Origin of the sequence: Corynebacterium confusum, from assembly GCF_030408715.1 — a bacterium.
Taxonomy (GTDB): Bacteria; Actinomycetota; Actinomycetes; order Mycobacteriales; family Mycobacteriaceae; genus Corynebacterium; species Corynebacterium confusum.
Genome location: NZ_CP047202.1, coordinates 2,235,402 through 2,261,476, shown reverse-complemented (window position 1 = coordinate 2,261,476; position 26,075 = coordinate 2,235,402). Strand labels below are relative to the sequence as shown.

23 protein-coding genes are annotated in these 26,075 nt (G+C 65.5%); 11 read left to right on the top strand and 12 right to left on the bottom strand.

What is annotated here, in order from left to right; all coding sequences use genetic code 11:
- Window positions 1–87 precede the first annotated feature (87 nt).
- From CCONF_RS10480 to CCONF_RS10455, 7 genes are all read right to left on the bottom strand, one after another.
- On the bottom strand, window positions 88–1,425 hold the full coding sequence (locus tag CCONF_RS10480; RefSeq protein WP_290223495.1) for an AI-2E family transporter: 1,338 nt from the start codon (window positions 1,423–1,425) through the stop codon (window positions 88–90).
- Window positions 1,426–1,477: 52 nt separating this feature from the next.
- On the bottom strand, window positions 1,478–4,942 hold the full coding sequence (locus CCONF_RS10475; protein WP_290223493.1) for a proline dehydrogenase family protein: 3,465 nt from the start codon (window positions 4,940–4,942) through the stop codon (window positions 1,478–1,480).
- Between the two features lie 650 nt (window positions 4,943–5,592).
- Window positions 5,593–6,258: a response regulator transcription factor gene (locus CCONF_RS10470; protein WP_290223491.1), complete on the bottom strand. Its 666-nt coding sequence runs from the start codon at window positions 6,256–6,258 to the stop codon at window positions 5,593–5,595.
- A complete protein-coding gene (locus CCONF_RS10465) occupies window positions 6,243–6,407 on the bottom strand; it encodes a hypothetical protein (RefSeq protein ID WP_290223489.1) in 165 nt (54 codons plus the stop codon). The genes CCONF_RS10470 and CCONF_RS10465 overlap by 16 nt, the downstream gene beginning before the upstream one ends.
- Window positions 6,334–6,492: a DUF1569 domain-containing protein gene (locus CCONF_RS11530; protein WP_353959503.1), complete on the bottom strand. Its 159-nt coding sequence runs from the start codon at window positions 6,490–6,492 to the stop codon at window positions 6,334–6,336. The genes CCONF_RS10465 and CCONF_RS11530 overlap by 74 nt, the downstream gene beginning before the upstream one ends.
- Before the next feature lie 12 nt (window positions 6,493–6,504).
- Window positions 6,505–7,689: a sensor histidine kinase gene (locus tag CCONF_RS10460; RefSeq protein ID WP_290223487.1), complete on the bottom strand. Its 1,185-nt coding sequence runs from the start codon at window positions 7,687–7,689 to the stop codon at window positions 6,505–6,507.
- Window positions 7,690–8,014: 325 nt separating this feature from the next.
- Complete coding sequence (locus CCONF_RS10455) at window positions 8,015–8,152, bottom strand: hypothetical protein (RefSeq protein ID WP_290223486.1); 138 nt, start codon at window positions 8,150–8,152, stop codon at window positions 8,015–8,017.
- Window positions 8,153–8,570: 418 nt separating this feature from the next.
- On the opposite strand from CCONF_RS10455, the gene dnaK reads away from it, so the two are divergent.
- The 5 genes from dnaK to exaC all read left to right on the top strand — a co-directional run bounded on the left by dnaK (window position 8,571) and on the right by exaC (window position 14,662).
- A complete protein-coding gene (gene dnaK / locus CCONF_RS10450; RefSeq protein ID WP_290223484.1) occupies window positions 8,571–10,433 on the top strand; it encodes a molecular chaperone DnaK in 1,863 nt (620 codons plus the stop codon).
- Window positions 10,433–11,146 (top strand): nucleotide exchange factor GrpE, encoded by a 714-nt coding sequence (gene grpE, locus CCONF_RS10445; RefSeq protein ID WP_290223481.1) that lies wholly within the window; start codon window positions 10,433–10,435, stop codon window positions 11,144–11,146. The genes dnaK and grpE overlap by 1 nt, the downstream gene beginning before the upstream one ends.
- A 126-nt stretch (window positions 11,147–11,272) precedes the next feature.
- Window positions 11,273–12,463 (top strand): molecular chaperone DnaJ, encoded by a 1,191-nt coding sequence (gene dnaJ / locus CCONF_RS10440; RefSeq protein WP_290223479.1) that lies wholly within the window; start codon window positions 11,273–11,275, stop codon window positions 12,461–12,463.
- Between the two features lie 13 nt (window positions 12,464–12,476).
- Window positions 12,477–12,887, top strand: a complete 411-nt coding sequence (locus CCONF_RS10435; protein WP_290223475.1) for a heat shock protein transcriptional repressor HspR — start codon at window positions 12,477–12,479, stop codon at window positions 12,885–12,887.
- A gap of 254 nt (window positions 12,888–13,141) precedes the next feature.
- Window positions 13,142–14,662 carry an acetaldehyde dehydrogenase ExaC gene (gene exaC / locus CCONF_RS10430; RefSeq protein ID WP_290223473.1) on the top strand — a complete coding sequence of 507 codons (1,521 nt, stop codon included), beginning with the start codon at window positions 13,142–13,144 and terminating at the stop codon, window positions 14,660–14,662.
- Here exaC and CCONF_RS10425 read toward each other — a convergent pair.
- Together CCONF_RS10425 and CCONF_RS10420 are read right to left on the bottom strand one after the other, a co-directional pair.
- Complete coding sequence (locus tag CCONF_RS10425; RefSeq protein ID WP_290223469.1) at window positions 14,659–15,702, bottom strand: alpha/beta hydrolase; 1,044 nt, start codon at window positions 15,700–15,702, stop codon at window positions 14,659–14,661. The genes exaC and CCONF_RS10425 overlap by 4 nt on opposite strands.
- Before the next feature lie 134 nt (window positions 15,703–15,836).
- On the bottom strand, window positions 15,837–16,118 hold the full coding sequence (locus CCONF_RS10420; protein WP_290223465.1) for a hypothetical protein: 282 nt from the start codon (window positions 16,116–16,118) through the stop codon (window positions 15,837–15,839).
- Window positions 16,119–16,222: 104 nt separating this feature from the next.
- On the opposite strand from CCONF_RS10420, the gene CCONF_RS10415 reads away from it, so the two are divergent.
- A complete protein-coding gene (locus tag CCONF_RS10415) occupies window positions 16,223–17,038 on the top strand; it encodes a carbon-nitrogen hydrolase family protein (protein WP_290223462.1) in 816 nt (271 codons plus the stop codon).
- A 12-nt stretch (window positions 17,039–17,050) separates the two neighbouring features.
- Here CCONF_RS10415 and CCONF_RS10410 read toward each other — a convergent pair whose 3' ends face one another.
- Together CCONF_RS10410 and CCONF_RS10405 are read right to left on the bottom strand one after the other, a co-directional pair.
- Window positions 17,051–18,232 (bottom strand): 2-polyprenylphenol hydroxylase, encoded by a 1,182-nt coding sequence (locus tag CCONF_RS10410; RefSeq protein WP_290223460.1) that lies wholly within the window; start codon window positions 18,230–18,232, stop codon window positions 17,051–17,053.
- A 44-nt stretch (window positions 18,233–18,276) separates the two neighbouring features.
- Window positions 18,277–19,341 (bottom strand): LLM class flavin-dependent oxidoreductase, encoded by a 1,065-nt coding sequence (locus CCONF_RS10405; RefSeq protein WP_290223457.1) that lies wholly within the window; start codon window positions 19,339–19,341, stop codon window positions 18,277–18,279.
- 223 nt (window positions 19,342–19,564) lie between these two features.
- On the opposite strand from CCONF_RS10405, the gene CCONF_RS10400 reads away from it, so the two are divergent.
- Window positions 19,565–20,416, top strand: a complete 852-nt coding sequence (locus CCONF_RS10400; RefSeq protein ID WP_290223455.1) for an endonuclease domain-containing protein — start codon at window positions 19,565–19,567, stop codon at window positions 20,414–20,416.
- 123 nt (window positions 20,417–20,539) lie between these two features.
- On the opposite strand, the gene CCONF_RS10395 is transcribed toward CCONF_RS10400, so the two are convergent.
- On the bottom strand, window positions 20,540–20,977 hold the full coding sequence (locus tag CCONF_RS10395) for an NAD(P)/FAD-dependent oxidoreductase (RefSeq protein ID WP_290223453.1): 438 nt from the start codon (window positions 20,975–20,977) through the stop codon (window positions 20,540–20,542).
- Window positions 20,978–21,329: 352 nt separating this feature from the next.
- Between CCONF_RS10395 and CCONF_RS10390 the strand changes: the two genes are divergently transcribed.
- From CCONF_RS10390 to clpB, 4 genes are all read left to right on the top strand, one after another.
- Window positions 21,330–22,700: a sodium/glutamate symporter gene (locus CCONF_RS10390; protein ID WP_290223451.1), complete on the top strand. Its 1,371-nt coding sequence runs from the start codon at window positions 21,330–21,332 to the stop codon at window positions 22,698–22,700.
- A gap of 130 nt (window positions 22,701–22,830) precedes the next feature.
- Window positions 22,831–23,073, top strand: a complete 243-nt coding sequence (locus tag CCONF_RS10385; protein WP_290223450.1) for a hypothetical protein — start codon at window positions 22,831–22,833, stop codon at window positions 23,071–23,073.
- 32 nt (window positions 23,074–23,105) lie between these two features.
- Window positions 23,106–23,264, top strand: a complete 159-nt coding sequence (locus CCONF_RS10380; protein ID WP_290223448.1) for a hypothetical protein — start codon at window positions 23,106–23,108, stop codon at window positions 23,262–23,264.
- Window positions 23,265–23,381: 117 nt separating this feature from the next.
- Window positions 23,382–25,958 carry an ATP-dependent chaperone ClpB gene (clpB, locus tag CCONF_RS10375; protein ID WP_290223446.1) on the top strand — a complete coding sequence of 859 codons (2,577 nt, stop codon included), beginning with the start codon at window positions 23,382–23,384 and terminating at the stop codon, window positions 25,956–25,958.
- The last annotated feature ends 117 nt before the right edge of the window (window positions 25,959–26,075 follow it).

The following is a 26,075-nucleotide window of genomic DNA, read 5'->3' as shown; positions in this document are numbered from 1 at the left end:
CGAGACGCTTAAAAACACAACAATGCCCGGGCCGGTGTTTATCGGCCCGGGCATTAGCGTGCGCGCAGCTTAGCTAGCAGTATCTGCTTAGTGCTGTGGGCTCATGGAGTGGAAGAGCTCGGCGACCTTCTGGCGCGGGGTGGGGCCCTCGCCGGTGGAGATGTCCAGCTCGTCCGGGTCGATCTCGCCGGAGCGCAGGCCGGTCATCTCGGCGTAGTAGCGCAGCATTACCGTGATGGTGGCGGCCACCGGCACGGCCAGGAAGGCGCCGATGATGCCGGACAACGTCGAGCCGATGGTCACGGACAGCAGGACCACGGCGGCGTGCAGGCCCAGGGCCTTGGACTGCAGCAGCGGCTGCAGGAGGTTGCCCTCCACCTGCTGCACGATGACGATGAGAGCCAGAGCCAGCAGGGCGTTGGTCAGGCCGTTGGATACCAGCGCGATGATGACGGCCAGGGCGCCGGCGGTGACGGCACCGATGATCGGGATGAAGCTGGCGAAGAAGGTCACCACGGCGATGACGAAGGCCAGCGGCACCTGCAGGGCCCACAGGCCCAGGCCGATGAGCGCAGCGTCCACGAAGGCCACGGCGGCCTGGGCCTGGATGAAGCCGGCCAGGGTGGACCAGATGCGCGAGCCTAGCTCCGTGATGTGCCAGCCGGCGGCGGAACCGGTGTACTTGCGCAGCCACGGTAGGAACTTGTCGCCGTCCTTGATGATGAAGAACGTCACGAAGAGCATGATGACGAAGGCCACCAGGACGGAGCTGGCCGCAGACACGCCGGTCATCACGCCGGTGGCGATGTTGCTGGCCTGGCCCCTGAGGAAGCTCACCGCGTCGTCCATGACGGATTCGAGCTGCCCGCCATCGACGTTGATGGGAGATTCTTCCACCAGGTGGCCCAGCTCGTTGATGCCACTTTCGGCCTGGCTGACCAGCGTCGCGCCCTGGTTGGAGACCACCGGGGCCATGGCGGAGAAGATGCCGACGAAGATGAGTAAGAAGGCCAGCAGAGTGGTGACCGCGGCGAGGGCGCGCGGGAATTTGTGGTGGCGCAGCCAGGCAGTGATGGGAAAAAGCACGGTGCTGACCAGGATGGCCAGGATGACTGGCAGGAGCCCGACCCAGATAAAGCGCAGGAGGTAGCCGACGACGGCGACGCCCGCGATGACAGCGATGAGCTGCAGCGAGGTGCGCGCGGCGGAGTTCAGATCCGCGCTCAGTACCTGGGCCTTCTTGTCCGAGTCGCCGGGCGTGTCGCGCGCGGTTTCCCGGCCCAGACCGTGGTCGTCCTGGCTGACCAGGGTGGTGGTCTGGTCCTTCTTGGCGTCTTGTTGAGCGTTTTCCTTGGCCGGTTGGGCGTCCGCCTGGTGGGAGGCGGACGCTTGTCCGGTGCTTATATCGTCATGCTGGCTATCCATAGGGACCAACTTTGCCATACAAGCGGCGGCCGCGGAAACGCTGGTACTGCCCCTAGCGGCGGATATCGCCGGTATCGCGGATGATGCCGAAGCGGTGCATGGTCACGGAGATGGCTTGCTCCAGCAGGTACGGCAGCAGCTCGCGGCGGCCATCGGCCAGGACCGGCTGGTCGAGGACGACCGAGTTCGACTTGACCGCGGCCTCCTGGACCGGCTGCTCCACCGCGCCGAGGGCGCGGATGCGGGCCGAGGACATCTCGGCGACCTCGTTGGCGAACTCCTCAGTGCTGGCGGTGCGGGCGCGGAAGCCCATGTCGCGCAGGTCCGCGGCGATGTTCGCCGGGGCCGAGATGTCGATCGGGGTGCCGGTGATGGCGGTGGCCAGCAGCTGGCGGGCGACGTCGCGGACCTTGTAGCCCTCGCCAACGCGGACAGACAGGGCCGACAGCAGCGGGCGGTAGCGGAAGATATTGGCCTCCGAGATCAGAGCCGTGCGGTCGTGGTTGCGACCGAACTCTTCCTGCCAGGCTAGCTGGTCCAGCTCCGCGGCGCGCCACAGCCAGGAGGCGTCGCCTTCGTCCAGCACGGAGTCCAGGCGGTCGGTCCACTGGCGCAGCTCGCCGGCGATGTTGGCCTTGATGTCCACGTCGCGGGCGCGCAGCTCGCCGTCCTCCCAGGTGCCCATCTGCGGCACGTAGTTCGGGCCGCCGGCCTTGGCGCCCGGGCCCATGACGGATTTCTTCCAGCCGCCAAAGGACTGGCGCTGGACGATAGCGCCGGTGATGCCGCGGTTGACGTAGGCGTTGCCGACCTCGACGTGGTCGATCCAGTAGTCAATCTCCTCGTCATCCAGGGAGTGGATGCCGCCGGTCAGACCGTAGCCGGTGGAGTTCTGCCACTCGATGGCCTCCTCCAGGGTCTCGGCGTGCATGATGCCCAGCACCGGGCCGAAGCACTCGTTGAGGTGGTACCAGGAGCCCGGCTGGACGCCGTCGCGGATACCCGGGGACCACAGGGTTCCCTCCTCGTTGAGCTTCTCCGGCTTGATGAGCCACTTCTCGCCCGGCTCCAGCTGGGTCAGGCCGCGGTAGAGCTTCTCACTCGGCGGCTCGGCCAGGCCGTTCATGGTGGTCTTGACCTCGTAGCCCGGGCCCGGGATGAGCGTGCGCACGGAGTCCAGCAGCTGGTTGCGCAGGCGCTCCGAGGTGCCGGCGGCGCCGACGAAGATGACCAGGGAGGCGGCGGAGCACTTCTGGCCAGAGTGGCCGAAGGCGGACAGGTACAGGTCCTGGATGGCCAGGTCCGGATCGGCGGCCGGGGTGATGATCAGCGCGTTCTTGCCGGAGGTCTCAGCCATCAGGTTCATCTCCGGGCGCCAGGAGCGGAAGAGCGCGCCGGTGTCGGAAGCGCCGGTCAGGATGACGGCGTCGACGTCTGCGTGGGAGATGAGCGTCTTGCCGGCTTCGCTCTCGTCGGTGTAGACCAGCTGAACCAGGTCGGTGTCCAGGCCGTGCTCCTTCAGGCCGGCGTGGATGGCCTCCACGGCTACCTGGGCACAGTGGACGACCTGCGGGGCCGGCTTGATGATGACGGTGGAGCCGGCCGCCAGGGAGGACAGCACGCCGCCGACCGGGATGGCCACGGGGAAGTTCCACGGCGGGGTCACCACGGTCACGCGGTTCGGGGTGAACTTCGACCGGGCCTCGTCCAGCAGGCGCGCGGAGTGCGCGTAGTAGGTGGCGAAGTCGATGGCCTCGGAGACCTCCGGGTCGGACTGCGTCACGGTCTTGTTGGCCTCGTGGGCCATGACGCTGACCAGGCGGCCGCGGTAATCCGCCAGGTGGTCGCCGATGGTATCCAGGACCTCAGCGCGCTCGTGGCCAGTCTTGGAGCCCCAGTCCTCGGCCAGGGTCTTTGCCTTGGCCACGGCGGTTTCCACCTCGGCCGGGTCGGTGACCTGGGTAACGGTGTGCTCGCCCGGGTCGGTGTCCAGCCACTTCAGGGCCCACTCGCGGTTGGCCTGCAGCGCCGGGTCGGTGTCCGGCTCGTTGACAAAGCGGCCAGTGACCGGGGCCTGGCGGCCCTGGCCTTCCTCCGCGTTGCGGTCCTGCTGGCGGCGGGCGCCGGCGAAGGTGTCCCAGCGGTCTTTCACGGCGCGGCGGAAGCGGGCTTCCTGATCCTGCAGCGGGGTCAGGTGATCGCTGCGGGCTTCGTCCGGGGCGAACAGGGCGTAGAGGAAGTTCTGCGGGGCGGAGTTCTCCTCTAGGCGGCGGACCAGGTAGGACACGGCGACGTCGAAGTCTTCCATGTGGACGACAGGGGTGTAGAGGATCTGGCGACCGCCGAAGACCTTGCGGACGGCCTCCTGCTGGGCCGGGGACATGCCCTGCAGCATCTCGGAGTCCATCATGTTCATGACGCCGCGCTTCTTGCCCAGCTCCGCGGCCAGGGCGGCGGTGTAGAGGTTGTGGGTGGCCACGCCAATCCGCACGGAGTCGGCGAACTCATCGCGCAGGATGTAGTCCAGCAGGCGGAAGTAGTTGGCGTCGACCTCCGGCTTGGTGATGTAAGGGGCGACCGGCCAGCCGTGGACCTCGCCCTGGACGTGCTCCATGGACAGGTTGGCGCCCTTGACCAGGCGGATCTTAATTTTGGCGCCGCCTTCGGCCACGCGCTGCTTGGCGAACTCGGCCAGCTCCTGCAGGGCGGCGAAGGTATCCGGCAGGTAGGCCTGCAGGACGATGCCGGCTTCCAGCTCCTTGAACTCCGGCTCGCTGAGCAGTTCCTTGAACAGGCGGATGGTCAGGTGGAGGTCGTGGTACTCCTCCATGTCCAGGTTGATGAAGACATTCGGGCTGCGCTTGGCGGCCTCCTCGTAGAGGGGGCGCAGGCGCTCCTTGAGGCGCTCGACGGAGCCGTCGATGTCCCACGGGTTGAGCTGGGCCACGATGGAAGAGGCCTTCACGGACACGTAGGTCACGCGCGGGTTGCGGATAAGCGCCAGGGTGCGCTCGGTGCGGGAGCGGGCCTCGTCCTCGCCGAGGACGGCCTCGCCCAGCAGGTTCAGGTTGAGCTGCTCGCCGGACTCGGCGGCCTTGTCCAGGGTCTTGTTCAGGACGTCGGACTCAGCGTCGACGACCAAGTGGCCGACCATCTGACGCATGCGCATGCGGGCTAGCGGCATCACGAGGTTCGGCAGGATCGGTCCGAAGAAACCGCCCAAGCCGATCAGGGAGGCGTTGATCTTGCCCAGGAAGGCCGGATCAAAGTTTTCGTTAATCTTCTTCAGCGCGTGAGCTGCAACCTTGTCGTCTTCCGGGCGCATAACGCGGTCGACGAAGTCCATGGTGAACTTAACGCCGTCGGTGTCGCGCAGCAGGTCCGCGAGCTGCTCGGTGGCCTGGTCTTTCTCGTTAGCGCTAGCGGCGAGCCAGGTGCGGGCCTGGCGGACGGCGGATTCGACGATGGCTTCGACGTCGTCGGATTCGGGCAAACGGGTGTTGGCAGGAGAAGTCATGGTGGTTCTACCTCTGTGTGCGGTGAGACCCGGGCCAGTGATGGTGGCTCGCTGCGGCTATCCCCAGCTGGCGTGCGGGTTAGTCGAGCGTCCCGGGGTTTTACCCGGGCCGGGTGGAAATGGAAAGTGTTATTTAACGCTTCCGCCGCGCCGAACGCCGCCCCAACCGGGTTGGGGAAGAATTCTCTGGCGGGGAAGCAGCCATACGCTTGCCGTGCACGCGGGTGCGCGTGCCGCAGGTTGGACCAATCTTTGTGGCGGAGTGTGCCGGCTGTCTATACGGGAGGCCGGTCACTCGCGCGGCGAATCCGCGCCAGAAAGACGTTCAACGCTCACCTTCCTTACCTGGCTAGAGGACAAAGAGATAGAACTAGGTCTGGAGCTAGCGCACAGGCACTAGAGCTAAGACAAAGACTCGTGATTGCGGACGCCCCGGGCGGAACGACCGTTATGTTGTGCAGCCACCCTACTGCCTTTGTGACTTAGACAACCACAAGTGGTGGGTGTAATGCTGCTTGCTATTTCGGTCATTATAAGAAACCCACACAACTGACGCTAGTGTGTAGGAAAAATTGCCTAATGGGGGTAGAAGGGCTGATTCGTTTCCGCAGGAAGTCCCGACCTAGGGGGTAGAGCGGGGTGGGCGGCTATTACTGGCCGTAGCCGGCTTTGAGCGCCTTGATGGCCAGATCCAGGCGCGACTTGGCCTGGAATTCGGCCAGCAGGTACGAGATGTATTTCTTAATCGTGCCGTCGGCATAGCCCGTCGATGCCGCGATCTCCGCGTTCGACTGGCCCTCACACAGCAGCTCCAGCACCCGTAGCTGTGCCGGCGGAATATCGTAACTATCCAGCGCGGCCGTCGGGCGCATGGTGGTGGTCTGGAGCTCCGGCAGGTGCTCGACCAGGCGGGTCAGCGACTGCGGCGTGACCACCGTGCCGCCCTTTACGGCTTCGCGCACGGTTTCCAAAATATAGGTGGGCTTAGAGCTCTTCAGGATATAGGCGGCCGCCTTATGGGACATGACGTCCAGGAGGGTGTCGTCATTGTCCATCGCGGTCATCGCGATAAAGACCGGGGGATTGTCCATCTCCCCGACCTTGCGCAGCAGCGTCGTGCCGTCCATTTCCGGCATGTGAATATCTGCCACGATGACGTCAAAATCTTGCTCCCCGAGCAGAGCAAGGGCGGCTTTTCCATTTTCGGCGGTAGCGCCAACCTTCATGTCGTCTGCGCTAGCGAAGTAGTGTCCTAGCGCTTCGAGTACCAGCGGGTCGTCGTCGACGACCAGGAGGTTAATTACCGACCCGGGCAAAACGGGGACGGGCAGCCGAAGGCCTTTTCGGCGAGGGACTCGTACGGGGCGACGGTAACCGGTGCGTTCTGGGAGCTAAGGGCGGGGGCGCCGCCGATCAGCTGCGAAGAGAGGAATAACGGGGCGAGAAAACCTGCGAGAGCGTTCATTAGGGGTCCCTTCCAGGGAGAGTTCTAGAGAGTGGTTGAGGTGATAACAAGCGTTAGCATAACTTAGCTCAATGATATTCGCCAAGGTTATGTGAGATCACCGACGTGTATAGCTATGTGGCGGAAGAGATAACGTGACCTCCCAGTTGCCGTCGTCTTCCGTGCTGGCGAGCTTGGCGTCGATGGTGGTGGCGATCCGGTGCATAGAGGCCTGGCCTATGCCCGAAGACATGGAGTTGTCGGCCACCCGGGAAGTCGCGATCGGGTTCGAAATTGTCAGGCTAATCCATCCCAGGTAGGGCCGGACGGTCAGGCTGATCTCTGCCCCCGGCGGGGAGTACTTCACGGCGTTGATGCACGCCTCGTTGACGATTGCGGCGACCGCGTCGAGGACGTCCTGGCTGAAGCTGGGATCGAAATCGTCCAGCATGATCGTCGTATTTGGATGCCTGTTCAGCTTCTGGAGCCGGCTGGCTTCTTCGGTCAGCAGCTTCGCGAAGGTGGTGGGCTTCTTGCCGGTCTTGTCGCCGATGCCGAGGACGGACTGGGGATCGTCGTTGGCGCTGCGCAGGACGCTGGTCAAAGCGCGGATCTCGGACATCGTCGAGCGCATGGAGTCGCTGAGCTCGTCGAGGCGCTCGGCTAGCTTGGGATCCTTGGCGTATTCCAAGCTCAAGGCCTCCAGCTGCATGGTGTTGACCGTCATGCTGGACACGGCTGAGTTATGGAGCATCTCGGCGAGATCGTTTTGCCGCCTCCGGACGTCGCGGTCCCATTCCACCATGGCTGACTTGTAGCGCCGCGCCGAGTGCCCGTAAGCGCTGCCGATGACTATGCCCAGGCTGACGTACATGCCCCAGGTCGCGGCGGTGGGGAGGTTGACGGTGGTTTGGTCTGAGACCGGATCGATAAGGCCGGCCACCCACATCGTCAGCCCGGCGCCCGCAGTGAGCCACACCCGCCCGTGGTAGGCCACGATGGCGACTAGGACCGGAACAATGAAAACGCAGCTGAGGTAGGTGTTGTGAGTGCCGATAGAGGCGGTGATCCAGATGATGAGGAAGAGCACCGTCATGGCCAGCGGGTAGCGGTAGGCCCCCACGGTCGCGCAGGTCAGCGCGATTCCCAACACCACGGAGACCAGCTGGAGTTCCGGCGGCTCCATGGTGGCGCCGAGCAGGCTGAGTATGAGACAGAAGGCGCCCACAAAGATGGCGGCGCGCTCCAGCGTCATCACGGATCGGAGCTTGCGCAGGGCAGGCAGGGGTCGTAGTGCCGACAAGCGGACTCCTTTGGCGAGCGGAACGAGGTGCGGTCTTGATGAAAGTTCTGTATTCAACGTTAGTCCGTAAGAGATCGTCCGAGCTATGCGGAGCCGGAGTGGTGGAGTCAGAAAGGCGGACGTGGTGCGGTGGGGCAGGTGGCATCGTTAGCGCTGTGGTGCTCGTGCCTACTGCCTAGTGTTTGGTGCCACGGGCTGAAGATAGAGGAACCCCCGCCGTCCGAGTTTTGTCCCATGCGATGCTCTTTTGGGAGCGACGCGAACTCGGGCGGCGGGGGAAGTTCAGTGAAAGAGTCTCGTGCCTCTATTTAGTGGAGGTTAAGGCTTAGTTGGAAGCAGCTTCGGTGGACTCGGCTGCCTCAGAAGCGGAGTCCTCGGAGGAGCCGTCGATCAGGTCGGAGATGCCCTTGATGAGCTGCTCGAAGTCGATGGCGGAGCTGAGGTCGGTCAGGAAGTCGAACATAAGAGTTCCTTTCGGTGTAGAAGAATCTGAATCTCTCGAATAGGAGCAGCCCGGGTGGTCGAAAAACCAGCCAGTCCCGTTGCTGTTGCGACCGTTCCCGGCTGCTGTGCTTTACAGTCTGCCGAGTTTTGAACCTCTTGCCTATCTTCTTTCGGATACTTATTGGAGGTAACTTTCGGACACGCTCGCGGAACCGAAGGTGGACAACATGCTCTGAGCTGGGAAAATGAAAAAGATATAAAAAGTTGAGTCGAGTGGGAACAACTTTGATGGGTGGTGCGTTGTGTAGATTGAGTGGCCAGCACTCAGGTTTGAAACAACTTGGAGCAGACTTCTGTTAGAGTGGCTGACGTACTCGTCAGAAGTTGAGCCACAGGCAATCAACTATGAGAAACAAACACTAGAAGGAGAAAAGACTATGGGACGCGCAGTAGGTATTGACCTTGGCACCACTAACTCGGTGGTTTCCGTACTGGAAGGTGGCGAGGCCACCGTTATCGCTAACTCGGAAGGCTCCCGCACCACCCCGTCCGTCGTGGCATTCGCCAAGAACGGGGAAATCCTGGTCGGCCAGTCCGCTAAGAACCAAGCGGTGACCAACGTCGACCGCACCATCCGTTCCGTCAAGCGCCACATCGGCACCGACTGGACCGTCGACATTGATGACAAGAAGTACACCCCGCAGGAGATCTCCGCCCGCACGCTGATGAAGCTGAAGCGCGACGCTGAGTCCTACCTGGGCGAGGATGTCACCGACGCGGTCATCACCGTGCCGGCTTACTTCGAGGACGCGCAGCGCCAGGCCACCAAGGAGGCCGGCCAGATTGCAGGCCTGAACGTCCTGCGTATTGTCAACGAGCCGACCGCGGCTGCGCTGGCTTACGGTCTGGAGAAGGGCGAGCAGGAGCAGACCATCCTGGTCTTCGACTTGGGCGGCGGCACCTTCGACGTCTCCCTGCTGGAAATCGGCGACGGCGTCGTCGAGGTCATGGCTACCGCAGGCGATAACTCGCTGGGTGGCGACGACTGGGACCAGCGCATCGTTGACTGGCTGGTCGAGAAGTTCAAGAGCGCCCAGGGCATCGACCTGACCAAGGACAAGATGGCTCTGCAGCGTCTGCGCGAGGCCGCGGAGAAGGCCAAGATTGAGCTGTCCGCTTCCCAGCAGGCCAACATCAACCTGCCGTACATCACGGTGGATGCTGACAAGAACCCGCTGTTCCTGGACGAGACCCTGACCCGCACCGAGTTCCAGAAGATCACCCAGGATCTGCTGGACCGCACCAAGGCTCCGTTCAACCAGGTTATCAAGGACGCTGACATGTCCGTCGGCGATATCGACCACGTCGTCCTGGTTGGTGGCTCCACCCGTATGCCGGCCGTGTCCGACCTGGTCAAGGAGCTGACCGGCCGCGAGCCGAACAAGGGCGTTAACCCGGACGAGGTTGTCGCAGTGGGCGCCGCCCTGCAGGCTGGTGTCCTGCGCGGCGAGGTCAAGGACGTCCTCCTGCTGGACGTGACCCCGCTGTCCCTGGGCATCGAGACCAAGGGTGGCGTGATGACCAAGCTCATCGAGCGCAACACCACCATCCCGACCAAGAAGTCCGAGACCTTCACCACCGCGGAAGACAACCAGCCTTCCGTCCAGATCCAGGTCTTCCAGGGCGAGCGCGAGATGGCTGCCGCCAACAAGCTGCTGGGCTCCTTCGAGCTGGGCGGCATCGCTCCGGCACCGCGCGGCGTTCCGCAGATTGAGGTCACCTTCGACATCGACGCCAACGGCATCGTCTCCGTCTCCGCCAAGGACAAGGGCACCGGCAAGGAAAACACCATCAAGATCCAGGATGGTTCCGGCCTGTCCCAGGAGGAGATTGACCGCATGGTCAAGGACGCCGAGCAGCACGCCGAAGAGGATAAGAAGCGCCGCGAGGAGCAGGAGACCCGCAACAACGCGGAATCCACCTCCTACCAGACCCGCAAGTTCCTGGACGAGAACTCCGACAAGGTCTCCGAAGAGTCCAAGACCAAGGTGACCGAGGGTGCCGATGCCGTCGACGAGGCCCTCAAGGGCGACGACATCGAGGCTATTAAGTCCGCCGTGGAGAAGCTGTCCACCGTCTCCCAGGAGATGGGCAAGGAGATCTACGAGGCACAGGCTGCCGAGGCTGGCCAGGAAGGCCAGTCCGGTGACGCTGGTGCCCAGGGAGATCCGAACGTCGTCGACGCTGAGGTCGTGGACGAGGACACCGACAACACCGACAACAAGGATGGCGACAAGTAATGACTCAGTTCAACGGAATGCCGGATAACCCCGGCGACCCGGACAACACCGATCCGGAGGCTACCTCGGCGGACCGTGCTGAGGAAGCTGCCGCCGAGGCTGCCGATGCCCAGGCCGACGCAGAGGCGGACGCCGCCGAAGAGGCCGTGCTGGATCCCACGCTCGAGGCAGATGTGGACGAGGCCCTGGCCGACGTCGAAGGCGATGTCGACCCCGAGGCGGCCGCGGAGCCGAACCTCGAGGCACAGCTGGCCGAGCGCACCGAAGACCTGCAGCGTCTGAACGCGGAGTACACCAACTACCGCCGTCGGACCGAACGCGAGCGCCAGGGCGTTATTGACAACGCCAAGGCCCAGGTCATCGCCCAGCTGCTGCCCATCCTCGACGACCTCGAGCTGGCCCGCCAGCACGGGGACTTGGAGGACGGCCCGCTCAAATCCATGGCCGACAAGCTCAACAACGTGCTGCAGGGCCAGAAGCTCGCCGCCTTCGGCGAAGAGGGCGACGCCTTCGACCCGGAGATCCACGAGGCAGTGCAGGATCTCTCCAGCGGCGACGAGAAGGTGCTGGGCACCGTCTTGCGGCGCGGCTACCGCGTCGGCGACCGGCTGGTACGCAACGCGATGGTCACCATCGCCGACCCCAGTGATTCGTCCGCATCCGCAGACGACGCGGAAGGCGGCGCGGACTCGCACGGGTCCGAGCAGAGTTAGTTCCTAATGGTGGCGCCGGGGGAGGTTATCCTCGGCGCCCCTTTTATTTAGTCTTAGATAAAATTTTTAGTAAACACATAGCGAGGCTGAGAAACACTATTTCACCTCGAAAGGAGGAGATGCCCAGTGAGTGCTAAGCCAGAATGGGCAGACAAAGATTATTACGCGGATCTGGGGGTCTCCTCGTCCGCAAGCGCTGGCGAGATTAAGCACGCTTACCGCAAGCTAGCCCGGGAAAACCACCCGGACGCCAACCCGGACAACCCGGAGGCGCTGGAGAAGTTTAAGAAAGCCGCCGAGGCGTACGACGTCCTCTCCGACGAGAAGGAACGCAAGGAGTACGACGATTTCAAGGCCATGCTGCGCAGGGGCGGCGGCTTCGGCCGGGCAGGAGGCGCCGGATTTCCCGGCGGGTTTCGCCAAACGCACGGGGCGCAAGACTTCGACCTCTCCGACCTCTTCGGGAACTCTGGACAAACTGGAGGCGGTGGTTTTGGGGATATCTTCAGTGGCGTTTTCAACCGCGGCGGTGGTGCTGGCCACGCAGCTCGGCCGACGCGCGGGGCGGACGTCGAAACGGAAATAACCCTCGAATTCCGCGAGGCCGCCAAGGGTAGCACCATCCCGCTGCAGCTCAGCGGCGAGGCCCCGTGCACCACCTGCCACGGCTCGGGCTCGAAGACCGGTCACACCACCACCTGCACGCAGTGCAACGGCACGGGCTTTACCTCGGAACACCGCGGTAGCTTCGGGTTCTCCGCGCCCTGCCAGAACTGCGGCAGCACTGGGCAGACCGTCACGGACCCGTGCGAGAGCTGTAACGGCACCGGTACCGTCCACCGCACCCGCTCTATCACCGTGCGCATCCCGGCTGGCGTTATCGACGGCCAGAAGGTGCGCCTGGCGGGCCAGGGCGAGGCCGGGCCCAACGGTACCCCGGCCGGCGACCTGTTCGTTTCCGTGCACGTCAAGCCCGACCAGGTCTTTACCCGCAAGGGCGACGACCTGGAAATCACGGTCCCGGTCTCGTTCGCGGAGCTAGCGTTGGGCGACACCATTACGGTGCCGACCCTCGATAGCCCGGTGCGCGTCAAGGTCCCGGCGGGCACGCCGGACGGCCGGACGCTGCGCGTGCGCAACCGGGGCATCCCGACCCGCGGCGGCAAGGCCGGCGACCTGCTGGTCACCGTCCAGGTCAAGGTTCCGAACAATCTGGACGCCGCCGCCTCCAGCGCGCTGCGCTCCTACGCCCAGGCCGAGAAGGACTCCGGGTTCAACCCCCGCGCCGGATGGGCCGGGGGCACCACGCGGAACTAGGAGGTGAGAAGCCATGAGCGAGTTTTCTAGCATGTACGTCATCTCCGTGGCCGCGGAACTGTCTGGTATGCACGCCCAGACGCTGCGTACCTACGACCGCCTGGGGCTGGTCACCCCGGCCCGCACCAGCGGCGGCGGCCGCCGCTATTCGGACCGCGACATCTCGATGCTGCGCAAGATCCAGAACCTGTCCCAAGAGGACGGGGTCAACCTGGCCGGCATCAAGGCGATCATCGAGCTCACCGAGGAGCGCGACAAGCTGGCCGCCGAGCGCGACGAATTGGAAAACGAGGTCGCCCAGCTGCGCGCCGAATTACAAAAGCGCGGGAGGCAGCCGCAGCGCGGCGAGCTGGTCCACGTGCCGCGCTCGACCTCCGTGGTCATGTGGTCCCCGCGCCGCGGCGGCAAGCACCGTTCGGCCTAAGCGTGCGCGTTTACGCGGCCGAGCCAATCTCTGTTCCCCGACTCCGGGGGCAGAGATTTTTGCTTCTCTCAACTGGTGGTTTGGCGACTGGTTTGGCAGGGAAAAGAAAACCCTAGCGGCGGGCGGGCCAACTGGATATGATGGCGTGCAAGATTTCGTGACTGGGCTCACTAAGCGGAGCTTCGTGCGAATGTCTTCACAGTGACCGCAGTAAATGCAGTAAATGCCGACTACCAGTTGAAGGACTTCACATCATGACGCAGTACGCAAACCCCGGCACCCCGGACGCAATTGTTAACTTCCGCGAGCGCTACGACAACTACATCGGAGGGCAGTGGGTCCCGCCGGTCGACGGCGAGTACTTGGACAACATCACGCCCGTGACCGGCGAGGTCTTCTGCCAGGTCGCCCGCGGCAAAGAGGCCGACATCAACCTGGCTATCGATGCCGCCGAGGAGGCCTTCGAGACCTGGGGCAAGACCTCGCCGGCCGAGCGCTCCCTCGTGCTCCTGCGCATTGCGGACCGCATTGAGGAAAACCTCGAGAAGATCGCCGTTGCCGAGACCTGGGAAAACGGCAAGGCCGTGCGCGAGACCCTCGCCGCGGATATCCCGCTGGCCGTGGACCACTTCCGCTACTTCGCCGGCGCCATCCGCGCCCAGGAGGGCGGCATCTCCCAGCTGGACGAGGACACCGTGGCCTACCACTTCCACGAGCCGCTCGGCGTCGTGGGCCAGATTATCCCGTGGAACTTCCCGCTCCTGATGGCCGCGTGGAAGATCGCCCCGGCCCTGGCCACCGGCAACTGCATTGTCCTCAAGCCCGCCGAGCAGACCCCGGCCTCCATCCTCCTGTTGCTCGATCTCATCGGCGACATCCTGCCGGAGGGCGTGCTCAACGTGGTCAACGGCCTAGGCGACGAGGCCGGCGCCGCGCTGTCCGGCTCCGACCGGATCGCCAAGATTGCGTTTACCGGCTCCACCCCGGTTGGCAAGATCATCAACAAGACCGCCGCGGACAAGGTCATCCCGGTCACCCTGGAGCTGGGCGGCAAGTCCCCGTCGATCTTCTTCCCGGACATCATGGACGAGGACGACTCCTACCTGGAAAAGTGCGTCGAGGGCTTCGTCATGTTCGCGCTGAACCAGGGCGAGGTCTGCACCTGCCCGTCGCGCGCCTTGGTCCACGAGGACATCGCGGACAAGTTCCTGGAACTGGCCATCGAGCGCGTGAAGAAAATCAAGATCGGCCACCCGCTCGACACCGAGACCATGATGGGCGCGCAGGCCTCCCAGGAGCAGATGGACAAGATCATCGAGTACCTGAAGATCGGCCCGGACGAGGGCGCTGAGACCCTCATCGGCGGCAACGTCAACCAGCTCGATGGCCTGGAAAACGGCTACTACATCGAGCCGACCGTCTTCAAGGGCACCAACGACATGCGCATCTTCCAGGAGGAGATCTTCGGCCCGGTGCTGTCCGTGGCGACCTTCAAGGACTTCGACGAAGCCATCCAGATTGCCAACGACACCAACTTCGGCCTGGGCTCCGGCGTGTGGTCGCGCAGCCAGAACATCTGCTACCGCGCCGGCCGCGCCATCCAGGCTGGTCGCGTGTGGATTAACCAGTACCACAACTACCCGGCGCACGCTGCCTTCGGCGGTTACAAGGAGTCCGGCCTGGGCCGCGAGAATCACCTGATGATGCTGGATCACTACCAGGAGACCAAGAACATGCTCGTGTCCTACTCCGAGAAGCCAACCGGCCTGTTCTAAAAACCTCCTTCCTTACCTCGCGCGATGTCGCCGAGGTGCTCGAAGAACCGGGGATCCGAGAAATACGAACCGTGGTCGCCATAAACCGGGTCGGGCCAGGGCCGGGCCCCGAAACCGCGGCTGGTGGGATCGGGGCCGTGGATACCGCCCCACGGTGAGGCGACCGCGTCTATCGGGTCCCCCTTCGCTGTTAGCGAATGCACCTGCGGGTCGTCGCCGTGCAGGCGGTAGTCACGCGCGCTTTCGGCCACCGCGCCGGGGCTGCCCAGCAGGACTAGGTCGTCAGCCGCCAGGCCTTCCGGCTGGGTGGCGGCGGAGCCGGCAACGACACTGCCGTAGGAGTAGCCCACCACCGTCTGCCGCGCGCCCGGGTAGCGCTGCCGCAGCGAGCGTTGGAAGCGCGCCAGGTCGCGGCCGGCGCGCTGAGCGGGTTCTGCGTGGACCCCGTGTGCGAGGCCGGGCGGGGCGGCGTAACCGGCCCAGGCGATGGCCGGCCCGCCCGTGGCCTGGGCTATCTGGCGGGCCCTGTCGATGGTGCGCTGCCATTTCTCCGGATCGGCCGAGCCCACCCCTTCGATGAAGGTGGTGACACTGGCCGGCTCGGTGGACACCTGCTCCCCGGGCGGCGGGACAATCGCCACCATCCGTCCTTCCGAGACCTCCAGCAGCCGAATATCCGGGTTGGCCCGGGTGAACTCTTGGACGAATTCGGAGGAGGCCACTAGGTTGAGCTCGTGGATGGCATCGACGCTCAGGTCCTCGAAATCGCCCAGCCACTGCGGCGGCTCCGGCAGCGTGCCCGTGCATAGCGCGTCGATGCTGCGCGCGCACGCCCAGTCCAGCCCGTCGCCGATGCCGCGCAGGGCCATCAATAGCGGCGTGGCCGCGGCTCCGCCTAGCGCCAAGACGGCGCGGCCCTCCAGGTCTTCCAGGCGGGCGTGGAGCTCCGCGTAAGCCTGCATCAGACCGGCGGCCAGCCGCATTTGCTGCGCTTCGGGCTCGAGCTGCCGGGCGTAGTACTGCAGGTTTCGACTGGCCACCAGCGGTGCCTCGCCGCTTAGTCCAGCCCACAATAGCGCAGCCCCATCATGGGTAAGATATGCAGAGCGGTCCGCGAGCGTTCCGCTGGCCGCGTCTAGGCTCCCGGCTGCTTGCCGGAGGGCGAGCGAGGTCGTCATCGGTGCTGCCCACCTTTGAAGGCGGCAACCAGCGTCTCATCGATGCCCGCCGCGTAGTCGAGGAAGCGGGCGAGGTCGGCTAATTGTTCCCGGCGGCGCGCCTCCCAGCCGGTGGTGCGGGCGTTCCAGGCGGCGTGCGCGCGGTGGAGGACCGCCGCCGTCCGGGCGCCGTAGCGTCCCAGCGGCGGGGAGGTCTCCTGCGCCGGGTAAGGGTAGGAGTCGGATAGTTGTCGGCGGACTAAATCACGGGCAGAGCTACTAATAGTTAACTGGTTCATGCCTTCAGTCTGAAGGTCTTGTCCACGCCGGCGCTAGGGCTGTCACGGATCGAGGGCCAGGATTTTTCTCGCAACCCGGCGGATATCCCCCTAGTGTGGAGACCATGAAGATTGCAGCAGTCCAGGTAACCACCGGGCCCGACTGGGCGGAAAACCTCGCCAAAGCCGAAGGTCAGGTACGCAAAGCGGCGGCAGAGGGAGCGCAGTTGGTGGTCCTGCCCGAGGCGACCATGCAGGCCTTCGCCACGGGTCGCCTCGACGAGGGGGCCCAGGACCTAGATGGTGAATTTGCTCAGCGCCTGCACGCGCTCGCCACCGAACTCGACGTGACCGTGGTGGCGGGCATGTTCAGCCCCGCCGACAGCTACGTCAAGGGCGACAAGACCATCAACCGCGTCTACAACACCGCGCTGATTACCGGACCCGATATCCACCGCGGCTACGCCAAGATCCACACCTACGACGCCTTCGACTACCGCGAATCCGACACCGTGCGCCCCGGCGTCGATCTCGTGACCTTCGAGGTGGGCGAGTGGACCGTCGGCGTGGCCGTCTGCTTCGATATCCGCTTCCCGGACCAGTTCCGAGCCCTGGCCCAGCGCGGCGCGCAGCTCATCGTCGTGCCCACCAGCTGGGCCGACGGACCGGGCAAGCTTGAGCAGTGGCGCCTGCTGTCCGCGGCCCGCGCGCTGGACTCGACCAGCTACCTGTGCGCGGCCGGCCAGGCCCGCCCGGGCGGCAACGATGAGGCGGGCAACCCTTCCGGACCCACGGGCATCGGCCACTCGGTCATCGTGGACCCGCAGGGCAAGCGCCTGGCCGAGGCCGGCTACGAGGAAGAGATTATCTACGCCGACATTGACGCCGATGAGGTCGCAGAAACGCGCCGCGCCCTGCCGGTGCTGGAGTCGCGGACCTAGACCAGCTGGCGGCTAGGCCTGGAAACCCGCCGGCTGCCAGTCCGCGGCTCGCGCCCCCACGCGGCTGGCTAACTGCGTAATGCCCGGGCCAACCACGTGGGTGTCCCGCCCGCCGGCGATGGCGGTGATGGCCGCCGCGCCATCGTCCGTGACGGTGACGTCGAGCGACTGCGCCGGATCCGCCGGGCTCAGCAGCCACGGATCCCGCGGGCTTTCCGCCAGGTGGTGGAAGCGCACCCAGGGCGCCAGCGCGGCGAAATTCTCCTGGAAATGGGTGTCGTAGAAGGCGCCGGGGCTTTCGGCCAGGCGAATGACATCGATGCGCGCGGGCTCGGGCACCCTGCCCGCAGCGACGTTGGCCCACAGCGCCAGGAGGTGGGCCTTGTGCGCGGCCCAGCCGGTGCTGCGGCTGACCAGGACTTCAGCGTTGCCGGCCCCGGCCGGAAAATCCTGGGCCGGGGCGCCGAGCGTCCACCAATCCCCGGGGTGGGAACGGATGAGGGAGGTGGAGGCATCGCCGGCCGCGGCCAGGTGGAACTCGAGCTGCCCGGTCGCATCCACTGGGGCGGCCGGGGTCATCTCCCGCCAGGTGCCGGGTAGCAGGGAGGAGGTCACGGGCACGGACTGGCCGGGCGAACACTCCAGGGCCGTGCCGATTTCCACGTGCACAACGGCGGTCGCCCGGTTGGGCTTGTCCACCGCCACCACGCGGCCCGCGTAGGCCGGCGGGATGCCGGCGATGTCCGCGGCGTGGTGGGCCGCGCGCATCACCTCGCAGACCTGCGTGAAGACGCTGGAAAGCCGCCGCGAAATGGTCGTCGATGCCCCTACATCCCGCAGCGCCTTCCCAAAGGCGCTGGCGAGCGTGGAGTAAAGCTCGGCGGGGAAGCCGTGGCGGCGGTGCGCGCGGGCCATGTCCTCGAGCCGCTTCGTGACCGCGGCGGGGATGACCAGCTCGCCCGGTTCGACGCGCACGGAGCGCACCAGCCAGGCCAGCGCGGGCAGGAAGTCCGCGTGGACGCGGTGCTGGTCCCAGGAGAAGACCTGGCGCGACTCGACCACGTCGACAAACAGGTTCTCGTGCACCGCGCGGTGGAGGCGCTCGGCGTCCGGGTGGCTGGCTTCGATAAGCTCCGCGGCTTCCTCCAGGGAAAACGCAGCCGCTAGCCCGTAGGTTTCCACACGCGAATTCATGCCCTCAGTCTACTGGGCCGGAGCGGCCGGCCGACGCGGGCGGGCTAGATTTCGTAGCCGGTGACCGGGCCTTCCGTGTTGGGCTGCCAGCCCAGCTCCGGGGCGACGTGCTGCGCGAAGTTCTCCAGGAGCTTCACGTTAGTCTCCAAGCCCATGGCGGTCGGGATGGTCAGCAGCAGGGTATCGGCGGCCTCGATGGCCGGGTCCTTGCGCAGCTGGGTGATGAGCTTGTCCGGCTCAGCCGCGTAGGTGCGGCCGAAGGTGGACGCGCCCGCGTCCGGCAGGATGCCGACCTGGTCGTGGCTGGTGGCCTGCATGCCGAACAGCTGGTGGTCGGCGCCGTCGACGATGGGGAAGATGGACCGGGAGATGCTCACGCGCGGGGCCCAATCGTGGCCCGCCGCGGCCCAGGCCGCGCGGTAGCGGCGGATCTGCTCGGCCTGGATTTCGCCCAGAGTCTGCTCGGAGGTCTCCGAGACCAGGGTGGACGACATCAGGTTCACCCCGTCGCGGGCGGCCTGCTCCGCCGACTGGTAGGTGCCCGACCCCCAGAAAATATTGCGACGCAGCCCGGGCGAGTGCGGGAAGACCGGCAGCTGCGATCCCGGCTGGAACATGTTCGGGTACTGGCGGTCCAGGGGCGCTGCGGTGGCCATGCCCGCGCCATCGATGCCCGTCAGGAAGCACTCGAAGTTTGCCCGCGCTAGGTCGGCGCCGTTGGGGGCCTGCGAGCGGTAGCCGAAGGCCTCCCAGCCGCGCTCGGCGACCTCCGGCGCGCCGCGGGAGATGCCCAGCGCGACGCGTCCGTCGGCTATCTGGTCCAGGGCGGCGGCCTCCTCGGCCAGGTAAAGCGGGTTTTCGTAGCGCATGTCGATAACACCAGTGCCCACCTCGATGCGCTTGGTGCTGCCGGCCACCGCGCCCAGCAGGGGCATCGGGGCGGAGCCCTGGGGAACGAAGTGGTGCACTCGGAAGGAGGCGTTGTTCACGCCCAGCTCGTCCGCGGCCTGGGCGAGGTCGAGGTGGATGCGGGCGACCTTGCTGGCCGAGGGGCCGCGCTGGTTGCCGAATGCGTAGTGTCCGAAGCTTAAGAATCCGAAGGCTTTCATGCCCGCCATTCCAGTGGACGTATCAACAAAAGGGAAAGGCGTGGGTTTCAGGGGCGTAGGGGCTTGCAAGCGTGTTTCACCGAGAGTTCCGAGCAAGTTGTGGTCTGCCAGCGCGCTCCCGCGGAGAAAAATTGATCGGAACTCTCGTGCGCACCGGCGAGATTCTCGTGCGCCCCGGCGAAGCGCCCTCCGCTGCTAGCCTGTAGAGCAGGGGGAATACTTTATGGACGACATCGTCGTGTCTGGCGTAGACGCCAAGACGCTGTGGCGGCGCGCAGCAGCCGGAGTTTACGTCAAGATTGCCAAGGGGCTGTACCTGACGCGGGAGCCGACGCCGGGGGAGCTGCTGGCAATAATCATGCGCCACTGGCCCCGGACGGTGGCCACCGGGCCGACCGCGCGCGAGATCTACCTGGGCCAGCCGCTCAGCTTCCCGCTGCACGTAGCGGCCTCGCGCAAGCTCCCGCGGTCTGCCTACGTGGTCGGCTACCGGACCCAGCGGCTGGCGGTGCTCCAGGTGGAAGGGGTACGGGTGCATCTACCCGCCCAAGTGATTGACCACTGCACTGACGAGGAAGCCATCGAGCTGCTGGAGCAGACGTATCGGGGCCGGAAGGCGAAGAGCATGCTGGAGCGGCACAACTCCGGCCTGCGGCTCAGCAAGCGGGCTCGCGGCCTCATTGGGCGGGCCTCCATCGGCAGCGATTCCCCGCTCGAGCGCAAACTCGTGCGGGGACTGCGGGACGCCGGGTACCGGGTGGAGACCAACGTGCAGGTAGGCCAGTACTTCTTCGACCTCCACCTGCCGGAGCTGAAGATGCTCATCGAGGTGGACGGCTACCAGTTTCACACCGCGGAGTCGCCCGACACCTTCATCCGGGACCGGTGGAAGGCGAACGAGGCCACGCAGGCGGGGTACACGGTCCTGCGCTACAGCGGCAGCTGCGTGCACTACCACCTCGAGCGGGTGGTCAAGCAGGTGACGCAGCCGCGGCCGGCGCCCATGTCATCCAGTGGGGTGTGGAACTGGCACTCGGGCATTATCCGGGAGGTGTCCTGGGCGCGCTATCGCTAGCCGGCGCTAGTAGGCGCGGGGCGGCCGGCCCGCGCTCGCGAGAGTTCCGATCAAGTTTGCGTCTCCGGAGCGGGCAGGCGGGCCAAAAGTTGGTCGGAACTCGCATTACCGCCCAAACCAGCCCTAAAACCTACCCAAAATCTCCGCCGCGCGTTTGGCGGCCAGCCGGCCGGCGCGGGTGGCGCCCACGGTCGAGGCGGTGGAGCCGTACCCGGCCAGCAGGGCGCGCGGGTTGGCTGCCGGGGTGACCTCGTCGAGCATCTCGATTCCCCCGTGCGGGCTGCGCAACCGCAGTCCCGCGAGGGGGCCCAGGTGTGGGCGGAAGCCGGTGTTCCAAAAGATCGTGTTGACCTCGATGTGGGTGCCGGCGGGGAAGGGGCGCCAGGCCTTGGCGCGGGTCTCGGCATCCGCGTCGTGAACCTCCGGGGACGCGAACGGGCGGGGAGTGGAGAAGGTGACGCCGGTGGCATCGATGGCGCTGAACATGCCGCGGGAGACCAGCAGGCCGCGGTCGACGGCGTCCAAGTAGTCCTGCCACGGCGGAATCCCCGTGGTGGACACGACTGAGGCGGGGCGCTTGCCGGCGTGGGTGCGGGCGCGAGCCCGGCCTGACCGGCGCCGATGACCACAACTTCGGCTGAGCGCATACCAGCTAGTCTAATGGTTTGCCGAGGATTGACCCTTTTTATTCGGGGGTAATGGGGCCCTAATAAAACACCCCGGTATGTTGTATATCACCCGTAAGCAAGTAATGTGTTCACAGTCAGTCCTCCCCCAAAAGTCAGCTTTTTCGAATTTGGCGTGCCGCGGTGACAGCGGTTCCACGGCGAATTCACAGGCCGGCGCCCCGCGGGGAGCGGCCGCGGCCCGCGGTGGGCGGCGGCAATTCACGATGAAGGTGAAAGGATAGCCGGTGGAAGAGTTTTCTGCTTATTCCCTGATGTTGGACGTGGGCTGGATTTCGTTGCTCATGGTGATCGGCAACGTCCTGCGTCACAAGGTCAAGTTCATTTTCCAGGACCTGCTCCTGCCCGCCCCGATCACGGCCGGCCTGCTGGGCCTGCTGGTGGGCCCCGAAGTGCTGGGCTGGATCAATTTCTCCGACGCGCTGGGTGATTACACCTCCCTGCTGATTGCGGTCGTGTTCGCCTCCATGGCGTATTCCATGGAGGTCGGCGGTTCCATGCGCAAGGGCGCGCGCAACATGTGGGGCTTTTCCACCATGATGTTCACGGGCCAGTGGGGCCTGTTCATCCTGCTGGGCGTCTTCCTGTTCATGCCGGTCTTCGATACCCCGAACTGGTTCGGCATGATGCTGCCGGTCGGCTTCACCGGCGGCTTCGGTACCGCCGCGGCGGTCGGCGGCGCGTTGGAGGGCGTCGGCGCGGAGGCCGCGTCGTCGCTGGGCTTCACCGCGGCGACCGTCGGTACGCTGGCCGCCATCACCGGCGGCGTCGTCGCCGGCAACTGGGGCATTCGCCGCGGCAAGGTCTCCCACGTCCCGAAGGAGCTGCCGGAGGAGCTGCGCCGCGGCTACATCCGCAACGTGGAGGAACGCCCGTCCCTGGGGCGCGCGACCACCAACCCGTCCGCGATTGAGCCGCTGACCCTGCACTTGGGCTTCATCGTTCTGACCGTCATGATTGCCTACCTCATCAACTCGGCTATCTCCTCGGTCTGGGAGAACGTTTCCATCCCGCTGTTCGCCATGTCCATGGTCGTGGGCCTTATCATCCGCGCCATCATGAACGCCATCGGCGCTAACGACTACTTGGACCGCGAGGCCGTCTCCACGGTCTCCGGCGCCGCCACCGACTACCTGATCGCTTTCGGTATCGCCGCCATCGTGCCGGCCGCTATCGCTAGCTACTGGGTCCCGCTGCTGATCCTGTTCGTGCTGGGTACCATCTACTGCACCTTCTTCCTGCTGTGGTTCCCGGCCGAGTTCTTCGGCGAGCGCTGGATTGAGCGCGGCATCTTCGGCTGGGGCTGGGCTACGGCCACCGTCGCCACCGGTATCGCCATCCTCAAGATCGTCGACCCGAAGCTGGAGTCCGGCGCCCTGTCGGAATACGGCATGGCCTACGTTGGCTTCGGCCCCTTCGAGATCAGCATGACCGTCGTCGCCCCGATCGCCGTGATTTACGGCTTCACCGCCGGGCTGGGCTGGATTTCGCTGGCGATTGCCGTCGGCATCTACCTCACCTTCCGCTTCGCCGGCTGGATGCCGCCGCGCGGCACCATCTTCAAGGAAGGCATCGGCCACGTCGGCCAGAAGTCCTAAAGCCCCGGCGCCGCCAGCCGCCGCACCCAAGTCCGAAAAAGGGGTCGCGGCGGCTTTGCCGATCCGAGCCAGACCCCGCGCGTAGAATAAGCTTCCCCGAATATGTGAAGAGAAAAGGTGCGTGACGCGTGTGTCCAAGTGGGGAGTGCTGGTCGATAACGGCCTGCCCGTCCGAGTGGTCAATCAAGAACTAAGTGATTCGGACGTGGTGGTGGAGTCCGTGCCCACGGATGGCGCCGGCAACATCGCGCTATCGTCCTCGGCGGAGGCTATTCGGGCCCGCTACGGCTGGGACCGGTTCGTCTACGTCACGGATATGCCGATGACCGCGGACGGCGACCCGGTGGCCGCGCAGGTGGTCGGGGCCCGGTAGGAAGGCTAGCCCGTCGCACGTCGACGGCGCGGTTGGACAATGCCTCGACGGGGCTGACGGTGGTGGTTATCGCGCCGGACTACCTGACCGAGCAGCTCGGTGAGGCTGTCGGCTGGCGCGAGGGCGAGCACGAGGGTAGACACCGAACCGGCCACGCAGCCGAGGGGGCGTCCCAAAACCAAGAAAAATAAGATTTTCGAAAGTTGAGTGGAATATACTCAAGTTTGTCTGCGTTACATCTAGTGAAGCCTCTACAGTGGGATCATCGCCCCGAGGTAGGGAGATTTACTTAAAGGAGAAAGCAGATTATGAACTCATTCAACCCAACTACGAAAACTCAGGAGGCCCTGCAGCAGGCGCTGCAGACCGCCTCCGCGGGTGGGAACCCGGATATCCGCCCGGCCCACCTGCTGGCGGCCATCCTGGACCAGCAGGACGGCATCGCCGCCCCGGTGCTGAAGGCCACCGGCGTGGACCCGCAGACCGTGCTGCAGGAGGCCCGCGGCCTGGTCGACGGTTACCCGAAGGCCGAGGGGTCGAATATGGCCAACCCGAACTTCAACCGGGACGCGCTCAACGTGCTGACCCGGGCCCAGGAGTTGGCGGGCGAATTAGGGGATGACTACGTTTCGACCGAGGTGCTGTTGGCAGCCATCGCCGGTTCGAAGACGGACGCGGCGGATCTTTTGACCAGCCGCGGCGCTACTTACGACGCCATTAAGGGCGCGTTCCCGTCGGTGCGCGGGGCTGCCAAGGTCAACACGGAAAACCCGGAGGACCAGTTCCAGGCCCTGGAGAAGTACTCCACCGACCTGACCGCCCGGGCCCGGGAAGGCAAGATCGACCCGGTTATCGGCCGCGATCAGGAAATCCGCCGCGTGGTGCAGGTGCTCTCGCGCCGAACCAAGAACAACCCGGTGCTCATCGGTGAGCCCGGCGTCGGTAAGACCTCGATTGTGGAGGGCCTGGCCCGCCGCATCGTGGCCGGCGACGTGCCGGAGTCGCTAAAGGGCAAGACCCTCATTAGTTTGGACCTTGGCTCGATGGTCGCTGGCGCGAAGTACCGCGGCGAGTTCGAGGAGCGCCTGAAGGCGGTGCTCGATGAGATCAAGGCCTCGGAGGGTCAGATCATCACCTTCATCGATGAGCTGCACACCCTGGTCGGCGCCGGCGCGACGGGCGAGGGCTCGATGGACGCGGGCAACATGATTAAGCCCATGCTGGCCCGCGGCGAGCTGCGCCTAGTGGGCGCGACCACCCTGGACGAGTACCGCAAGTACATCGAGAAGGACGCGGCCCTGGAGCGCCGCTTCCAGCAGGTCTACGTGGGCGAGCCCTCGGTGGAGGACACCATCGGCATCCTGCGTGGCTTGAAGGAGCGCTACGAGGTGCACCACGGCGTGCGCATCCAGGACTCGGCGCTGGTCTCGGCGGCGGAGCTGTCGAACCGCTATATCACCAACCGCTTCCTACCGGACAAGGCCATCGACCTGGTCGATGAGGCCGGCTCCCGCCTGCGGATGGAAATCGACTCCTCCCCGCAGGAGATCGACGAGCTCGAGCGCGTCGTCCGCCGGCTGGAGATCGAAGAGTTGGCGCTGAAGAAGGAATCCGACGCCGCTAGCCAGGACCGCCTGGCCAAGCTCCAGCAGGAGTTGGCGGACGAGCGGGAGAAGCTGGGCGAACTCAAGGCCCGCTGGGCTAACGAGAAGAAGGCTATCGACGAGGTCCAGGAGGCCAAGGAGGAGCTCGAGGAGCTTAAGCGCAAGGCGGAGATCGCCGAGCGCGACGGCGACTACGAGCTGGTCTCGGAGCTGCGCTACGGGCGCATCCCGGAGCTGGAGAAGCAGCTGGCCGACGCCGAGTCCCGCGCCCACGCCCAGTCGGAGACCAACTCCATGCTGACCGAGGAGGTCAGCCCGGACGTCATCGCGGAGGTCGTCTCCGCGTGGACCGGTATCCCGGCTGGCAAGATGCTCGAGGGCGAGACCGAGAAGCTGCTGAACATGGAAGAGATCCTGGGCCGCCGCGTGGTGGGCCAGTCCGAGGCCGTCAAGGCCGTTTCGGACGCGGTGCGCCGCTCGCGCGCCGGGGTCGCGGACCCGAACCGCCCGACCGGCTCCTTCCTCTTCCTGGGCCCGACCGGCGTCGGTAAGACCGAGCTGGCCAAGGCCCTGGCGGACTTCCTGTTTGATGACGCCTCGGCGATGGTGCGCATCGACATGTCGGAGTACGGGGAGAAGCACTCCGTCTCCCGCCTGGTCGGTGCCCCTCCGGGATACGTCGGCCACGAGGCCGGCGGCCAGCTCACGGAAGCGGTCCGCCGCCGCCCGTACACGCTGGTGCTCTTCGACGAGGTGGAAAAGGCCCACTCGGACGTCTTCGACGTCCTGCTGCAGGTGCTGGACGAAGGCCGCCTGACCGACGGCCAGGGCCGCACGGTGGACTTCCGCAACACGGTCATCATTCTGACCTCCAACCTGGGCGCCGGCGGCACCCAGGAGGAGACCATGGCGGCGGTAAAGAAGGCCTTCAAGCCGGAGTTCATCAACCGCCTGGATGACGTGGTTATGTTCGAGGCTCTGTCGACGGAGCTGCTGCGCGGCATCGTAGACATTCAGCTGGCCAACCTGGCCGAGCGCCTAGCTGCCAAGCGCCTGACGCTCAACGTGGTGGACGAGGCCAAGACCTGGCTGGGCGAGCGTGGCTACGACCCAGACTACGGTGCCCGCCCGCTGCGCCGGCTCATTCAGCAGGCCATCGGCGACAAGCTGGCCCGCAAGCTGTTGGCCGGCGAGATCCGCGACGGAGACACCGTGCAGGTCACCGTGGCCGCCGACGGCGAGTCCCTGGACCTGCAGTCCACTGAGCGGCCGGCGGACTAAGGCCTAAGCGTTAACGCCCCGGTCGCCCCACTTCGCAAGGCGGGGTGGCCGGGGCCTTTCGCCTGCGCGCGGCCAGTGGGACGCGCCCCGGCAGGCGGCCAAGGCGCTTTGGCTCTA